At 74.4% G+C, this 7310-nt stretch carries 5 protein-coding genes; 3 read left to right on the forward strand and 2 right to left on the reverse strand.

Going from position 1 to position 7310, the window contains the following annotated elements:
• The first annotated feature begins 1 nt into the window (after nucleotide 1).
• Both OXR63_RS02700 and OXR63_RS02705 read left to right on the forward strand, forming a co-directional pair.
• Nucleotides 2–1228 (forward strand): DUF58 domain-containing protein, encoded by a 1227-nt coding sequence (locus OXR63_RS02700; RefSeq protein WP_267419876.1) that lies wholly within the window; start codon nucleotides 2–4, stop codon nucleotides 1226–1228.
• Nucleotides 1225–3588 carry a transglutaminase family protein gene (locus tag OXR63_RS02705; protein WP_267419877.1) on the forward strand — a complete coding sequence of 788 codons (2364 nt, stop codon included), beginning with the start codon at nucleotides 1225–1227 and terminating at the stop codon, nucleotides 3586–3588. The genes OXR63_RS02700 and OXR63_RS02705 overlap by 4 nt, the downstream gene beginning before the upstream one ends.
• 506 nt (nucleotides 3589–4094) lie before the next feature.
• On the opposite strand, the gene OXR63_RS02710 is transcribed toward OXR63_RS02705, so the two are convergent.
• Nucleotides 4095–4700: a TetR/AcrR family transcriptional regulator gene (locus OXR63_RS02710; protein ID WP_267419878.1), complete on the reverse strand. Its 606-nt coding sequence runs from the start codon at nucleotides 4698–4700 to the stop codon at nucleotides 4095–4097.
• Between the two features lie 299 nt (nucleotides 4701–4999).
• Nucleotides 5000–5776 (reverse strand): trimeric intracellular cation channel family protein, encoded by a 777-nt coding sequence (locus tag OXR63_RS02715; RefSeq protein ID WP_267419879.1) that lies wholly within the window; start codon nucleotides 5774–5776, stop codon nucleotides 5000–5002.
• Between the two features lie 69 nt (nucleotides 5777–5845).
• On the opposite strand from OXR63_RS02715, the gene efeU reads away from it, so the two are divergent.
• The coding region (gene efeU / locus OXR63_RS02720; RefSeq protein ID WP_267419880.1) for an iron uptake transporter permease EfeU at nucleotides 5846–7310 on the forward strand (1465 nt) is incomplete at its 3' end.

Genomic DNA, 7310 nt, shown 5'->3' on the forward strand with positions numbered 1-7310 from the left:
GATGCTCCGGCGCACCCCGTTCCCACGGCCGACCGCCCGAGGCTGGACCGTCATCGCCGTCGGCATCGGGCTGATCGGCGGCGGGCTCGTCGCGACCACGAGCGTCGCCGTGTCCGCGGGGATCCTGCTGCTCGTCCTCGTGGTGCTCGGCGTCGCGATGGCGTTCCTGGTGGCGGCACCGCTCCGGGGGAGCCGGACCGCGCCGCGGGCGATGGTGCAGGTCGGTGAGGTGTACCGCGAGCGGATCACGCTGCGCGGCACCTCGGTCCCGATCGGCCCGCGGTCGACCCTCCTGGTGCGGGAACAGCTCGAGGACGCCTTCGCGAGCGTGTCCGACGCCGAGGCCTTCGTGCAGGTCGGCCCGTCCGTGCCGCCCGCGGTGTTCGACGTCGAGGCCCTCGCGATGCACCGCGGTCGGAGCCTGGTCGGCCCGGTGACGATCCGCGTCGAGGACCCGTTCGGCCTGCTCCGCATCGACCGCCCGGTCGTCCCCGCAGAAGAGGTGGTGGTCGTCCCCGCGTCCACCGCGCTCTCGTCGTTGGACACCGGTGCGCTCGCCGGTGCCGTGTCCGCGGACGAGGGCCGCGTCGGCCAGGGCGGCTCGGCGGACGACAGCGAACTGCGGCCGTACCGCCCCGGTGACCCGATCCGCCGCGTGCACTGGGCGCAGAGTGCCCGCCGCGGCGAGCTCCACGTCCGCCAGACCGCGCAGGCACAGCCGCCCGAGGCCGTCATCGCCCTCGACCTCCGCCGCTCGTCGTACCAGGACCTCGGCCGTGACGACCTCGCGGAGCTGTCGGACCTGGGCGGGGACGCCGCCTTCGAGCACGCGGTCGTCGTCGCGGCGAGCGTCGCACGGGCGCTCGCCGCCAGGACGTCCCGCGTCGTGCTCGTCACCGACGACACCGCCACCCGCCACACCGGGGACGCCGGCGGGCTCACCGACGTGCTCGTCGGGCTCGCCGACGTCCGGGTCCGCAGCGATGCCCGCCCGCTCACCGACGTCCTGCCCGACGTCCGTGGCCGCGACGTCCACGGCATGACGGCCGTCGTGACCGGGCACTGCACGGTCGAGCAGGCGACGGCGCTCGTCGCCTCGACGAACGGGTCCAGCCGCGGCATCCTCGCCACGATCGTGCCGCCGGACCCGGTCGTCCGCGGGATCCTCGACCGCGGCGGGTGGCGCACCATCGTCGTGCCCGTCGCTCGGACCGGGGCGAGCCGATGACCGCGCAGGACGTCCGTCCCGGCGGACGCCCCGACGCCCGGGGCTCCGACCGACGCGTCGACGTGCGCGCGATCCTCGACCGTGCTGACGACCGCCCGGCCCCCACGGCTGCGGTCGTCGCCCTGGCGCCCGTCCCGGTGATGATCGCCGCGCTGGCCTTCCGACCGCTCGTGCAGGGCGTCGCCTGGTGGACTTCCGCCCTGGTGATCGTCGTCGTGCTCGTCGGCGTGATGCTCACCGTGCGTCGTCGACCCGCCGGCGTCCGGTTCATCGCGCTCGTCACCACCCTCGTCGCGACGTCGTGCCTGGCCGCGCTGGTGAACGACATCCAACCGCTCGGGTGGCTGGACGGCGACGGCGCCCTCGGGCAGACCATCGCGGCGATCCGGCTGAACCCGGCGCCGCTGCCACAGACCGACCCGATCCGCCTGGTCGTGACCGTGGCGATCGCGTGGGTGGCAGCCACGTCGCTGTTCCTGGCGACGATCGCGCCGGCGGCAGCGCTCGCCGCGGCTCCGGCGCTCGTGATCCTCATCGTGCCGGGCGTCGTCACGGGCACCCCGGCGAGCACCGGCCTGGTGGTCGTCGTCGGACTGGCGTTCCTCGCCCTGCTCTGGCTGTCGGTCCGTCCGGTGCAGCGGGCGGTGCCGGCGACGGTGGTCGGCGCGGTCGCCCTCGTCGTCGCGGTCGGCCTGCCCTCCGTCGTGCCGTTGAACGCGAGCTGGCTGTCCGGGGTCACCGGGGCGATCCAGTCGCCGATCCTGCCGGGTCGTCCCGGCACGCTCCTCAACCTCGGCCAAGACCTCCGCCGGCCGAACGAGCTCGAGGTCTTCCGGTACCGCACCTCCGACGGGCAGCCGGAGTACCTCAAGCTCGCCGACCTCGACGAGTTCGGCACGGGCGACTGGGTGCCGACGGCGACCGACGTCAGCGGCGCCCCGACCGCCGACCAGCAGCAGTGGGCCGTCGGCGTGAACCCCCGGCTCGCCAGCCGCGGCGACGTCACCGTGCAGATCACCGGCCTGTCGAGCAACTACCTGCCGGTGCCGTCCGGAGCGGTGTCGATCGAGTCGAAGTCGACGAACCTCGAGCTCGACCAGTGGCGGTGGATGAACGGCTCGAACACCGTGCGCTCGACCGGCCCGTCGACCCGCCGGGGTGCGACGTACGAGGTGTACGGCGCCTCGACCTTCGCGAACGCGTACCTCGACGCCGTCAACGCCTCCGGCCGGCTCGCCGCGTTCGACGGCCGCGGGTGGCCCACCCCGTCCGGCGGTGAGCTCCGCGCAGACCGGACGCTGCCCAAGGACCTGCCGAAGAGCATCAGGACCACCGCGGACCGGGTCGCCGGCAGCGGACAGACCGACTACGACAAGGCCCGGGCGCTCGAGCAGTGGTTCCGCAGCGACCTGTTCACGTACTCCGAGACGGCCCCGGTCGAGCAGGGCTACGACGGCGACAGCATGGACGTCGTCGCGAAGTTCCTGCAGGTCCGCCAGGGGTACTGCGTGCACTTCTCCTCCGCGATGGCCGTGATGGCCCGGACCCTCGGCATCCCCTCGCGCATCGCGGTCGGGTACCGGGCAGGCGGTGCCGCGGTCGACGGCGAGTACACGGTGTCGAACCGGCAGCTGCACTCCTGGCCCGAGCTGTACATCAAGGGCGCCGGCTGGGTGGCCTTCGAGCCGACGCCGGACTCCGACGAGGCCGCCACCACCGCCCCGCAGCCCTCCGCCAGCCCGACAGCGGCCAACCCGGAGACCCCGCTGCCCGCGCCGAGCGACCAGGCAACGCCGACGGCCTCGGCGAGCCCCACCCCGAGCGCGTCCGCCCAGGCCGGTGCATCCGGCGGCGCGGGGTCCGGGGGGAACGGCCCGTGGGGCATCGTCCTCGGCATCCTCATCGCCGCGGCCGTCCTGCTCGCCCCCGGACTCGTCCGCGCGGGGCGCCGACACTCCCGCCTCGGTGCCGTCGCCGACGGACGTGCGCCGGCGGTCACCGCGTGGCGCGAACTGCTCGACGACGTCGCCGACCACGGCTACGCGCCGGGAGTCGCGGACGCCGGAGATGCCTCGGCTGCGGCGCGGACGGCGCGGGCGGTCCTCGGACGCCTGCGGTCCAGCGTGCCGGCGTCGGTGCTGCCCCTGCTCGAGTCGGTCGTCGACGCCGTCGACCAGGAGCGCTACGCGCCGTCGGGTGCTGTCGACGGGGCAGCCCTCGTCGCCACCCTCCGGGAGGCCCGGGTCGCCCTCGACGCATCCGTCCGGCTCCCGCAGCGGGTCCGGTCGCGCCTGCTCCCGCCGAGCCTGATGCCCGCGTCGACCTGGTCACACGAGGGTCGCCGCCGCCGTACCGCGTAGCGCGAGGTGCGCGTTGCGCGCTGTGCCTGCTGGCGCGTCCGCGGGCGTGGGCGTGGGTGAGGGTGCCAGGCGCGAGGGTGCTCGTGCGCGGCGGGTTCTCGTGCGAGCTTGACCACACGGTGCGCCGCTGTCGGCCCGCACGGGGTGGTCAACCTCGCACGGGGCGGGGGAGCGCGCACGGTGCGAGGTCGCCTCGGTGCCGCTGGAGCCTCCCGGCCGCAGCGTTGACCGGCGTCGGACCCCGGCTCCTGTCCGCGACGATGACGGATCTGGTTCGCGAATCTCGGGCGCCGAGAACCGGATCCGTCACCGAGCGACGTGGAAACCTCCGCCCGGACAGCGCCGCGCGGGCACCCGCGCCTGGTGCGAGCTTGCCCACGTGGTGCGCCGCTGCGGGCCTGCACGGGGTGGTCAACCTCGCACGGGGCGGGGGAGCGCGCACGGTGCGAGCACGGGCGCCAGCAGCCAGCAGGCAGCCGCCAGCGCCAGCGCCAGCAGCGCGCGCGTCAGCGGCGCCGGATGACCGCCTCGACGAGGGTGGCGACGACCTCGCCCGGGTTCACGTCGTCGAGCGCCGGGGCGTCGAACACGGTGCCGACGTTCGCCGCGATGAGGAGCGTCGTGAAGGTGTCGAGCGGCATCCCCGGGTCGATCTCCGGGTGCGCGCCGAACCACAGCCGCACCAGCCGCGCGACGCCGTCCTGCAGCACCCGGCGCTGGCGGACGAACTCGGGCATGGACTCCGGGTGCCGCAGGGCGTACCCGCGGAACTCCGACAGCAGCGCGAACTGGGCGCTCTGGTCGTGCCGGCCGAACGCGGCGCGGACGACGTCCCCGATGTCCGCCGCCGGGATGTCGGCGTCGACCATGTCCTCCAGGGCGCCGAGCACCAGGTTCGTCGCGCGCTGCATGACCTGCGCGACCAGGTCCTCCTTCGACGAGAAGTTCGAGTAGACCGCGCCCTTGCTGAACCCGGCACGGGCGGCGACGTCGTCGAGCCGGGCCTCGTGCACCCCGCGTTCGGCGATCGCGTCGGCGCCGGCTGCGAGCAACCGCGCTCGGACCTCCGCACGCGGGGTCCTGCTGGTGGCGGGGGTGTCGTCGTCGCTCATCTGGTCCTGGTTCGACGGAGCCCGGAGATCCGGCCGGGCCGATGTGCTGGTGGAACACGTCCATCATGGCGTGAGCGGTGCGGCCCCGGGGGCCTGCCGCACCGCGCGTCTGATCGCGCGCGGCGCGGTGGAGCCCCCATCGGCTGCACACCCCGGACGACGAGACGGCAGTCGGTACCGCCACGTTCGGGTCGTACCGGTACCCGACTCACGGCTGCGTGGCCGGGGCGAGGTGCGCCGGAGAACTCGATCCCCGGCGGTATCGATGGTACGCCGCGCCTCCCGTACCTGACAAGCCTTCAGTGTTCGGGCGTCGGCGTGTCCTCGTCGCGGCGCGCTCGACCGGTCCCGTTCCGCCGGCCCGGGCGTCGCAGCAGACGCACGGCGTCCGGTCGGAGCCCACGCCCACGGCGGAGCAGCGACGCCAGGGTCGACTGCGGCTGCCAGTCGCGGCCGTTCGGCAGGCCCCAACCCCACCGCACAGCACCCCAGCGCAGCAGCAGCGAGAGCACGACGGCGGCGACGATGCCGATCGTGGGGGACCCCAACGCGGACGCGCCGACCATCACGGCCGACGCAGCGACCGCGACCGAGGCGTACAGGGCGTTGCCGCCGAACACCGCCGGTACGCGCCGCAGCAGCAGGTCACGCCCGACCCCGCCGCCGACCGCGGTGATCGTCCCCATGATGATCGCGGCGGGCCACTCCAGCCCGGCGTCGAAGGTGCGCTGGACCCCGACCACCGCCCAGAACCCGATGACGGCGGCGTCGAGGAACGTGAACAGCCGGTCCCACCCGCGCTCGGAGAACGACACGAGGAACGCGACGAGGGCACCGGCCACGGCGACCGGCACGTAGAGCGGGTCGGTGAGCGCGACGGGTGGGCCGTTCTGCAGCAGGACGTCGCGGAGCATGCCGCCGCCGAGGCCCGAGACGAACCCGACGACGAGGAACCCGAACAGGTCGAAGTCCATCGACCGGGCCACCGCGCCGCCCAGCAGCGCCGACGCGAAGACCCCGGCGAGGTCGAGCACGTTCGTCACCGCGGCGAGGCCGTCGACCGAGAGCAGGTTCATGAGAACCATCAAACCCCACGCCGCCGCGCTCGACGGGAGCAGTGAGGTAAGGCTAACCTTGCCTTCGTCATGCTCGCCACACTCGTCATCGGTCTCCGTGAAGGCCTCGAAGCCACGCTCATCGTCGGCATCATCGCCGCGTTCCTGCGCCGCAACCGCGTGCCGCTCGCGCCGATGTGGCTCGGGGTCGGTGTCGCCGTGCTCATGAGCATCGGGGTCGGCGTCGGGCTGCAGGCCGTCGAGCAGGCGCTCCCGCAGGCCCAGCAGGAGGGCATGGAGGCGGTGATCGGCATCGTCGCCGTCGTCTTCGTCACCGGCATGATCGTCTGGATGCGCACCCACGCGCGCACGCTGAGCAGCGACCTCGAGGCCAGCGCCACCGCAGCCCTCGGCCGGGGCACCGCGTGGGCCCTCGCCGGCATGGCCTTCCTCGCGGTCCTCAAGGAGGGCTTCGAGACCTCGGTCTTCCTGCTCGCCACCTTCCAGGCGTCGAGCGACACCGGTCTCGCTGCCCTCGGCGCCCTCATCGGCATCGCCGCGGCGGTCGTCGTCGGCTACGGCATCTACACCGGCGGCGTGCGGCTGAACCTCGCGAAGTTCTTCACCGGCACGGGCGTCTTCCTGGTGTTCGTCGCCGGCGGCCTGGTCCTCACGGTCCTCCGCCGTGCGCACGAGGCCGGTTGGGTCGTCATCGGCCAGCAGCGCACCGTCGACCTCAGCTGGCTCGCCCCGAACGGCTCCGTGCAGGGCGCGCTGGTCACCGGCGTGCTCGGCATCCCGCCGGACCCCCGCGTCATCGAGGTGCTCGCCTGGGTCGTGTACGTCGTGCCCGTCCTGGCGCTCTCGGTCTGGCCGCGCGCCTGGCGTCCGGCTCCGCGGCGCGTCCCCGCCCTGCGCATCGGCGTCGCCGCCGTGCTGGCCGTCGCCGCAGCGGCCCTCGCGGTCGCCGTCCCGACCGGCGGCGCCCACCTGCCCTCGACCGTCCCGGTCTCCGGCGACGCCACGTCCGTCTCCGCCGAGGTCCACGGAGCGACCGCCGTGCTCAACAGCCGGGGCCACGGCCGGGAGGCCCGGGTCGACTTCCCGGCGTCGACCCACCGCACCGTGACCCGCGCTGGTGCGACCGCCGACCGCTGGCGCTCCACCACGAGCGGCGGCACCAGCGGTGAGCCGTCGAGCCTGACGCTCGACGACCTGGTCGGGCTGTTCGGCCGCGTGCCCGTCGGCATCTCCCCGTCGACGAACCCCGGCCCGTTCCGGGCCCACTGGTCCACGTCACAGACGGTCACCCTCTGGAGCGTCGGGGGTGGCGTCCTGGACGCGACCAGCTCGGAACGGTCCGTGCTCACGCTGACAGGTGGGGGCCTCCCGTCCGCTCGCACCACGACGCTCGACCGCAGCGTGTACGCGGTGCCGGCCTCCCGCGTCCGGGCAAGTGCCACCGCCGTGACCAGGGAGGACGCCCGGTCCGCGGAACTGGCGCTCTGGGGCGCCTGGCTGCCGATCGCCCTCGGGATCGCCGCCGCGGCTCAGC

This window comes from Curtobacterium sp. GC_Cur_3 (assembly GCF_026544205.1).
Taxonomy (GTDB): Bacteria; Actinomycetota; Actinomycetes; order Actinomycetales; family Microbacteriaceae; genus Curtobacterium.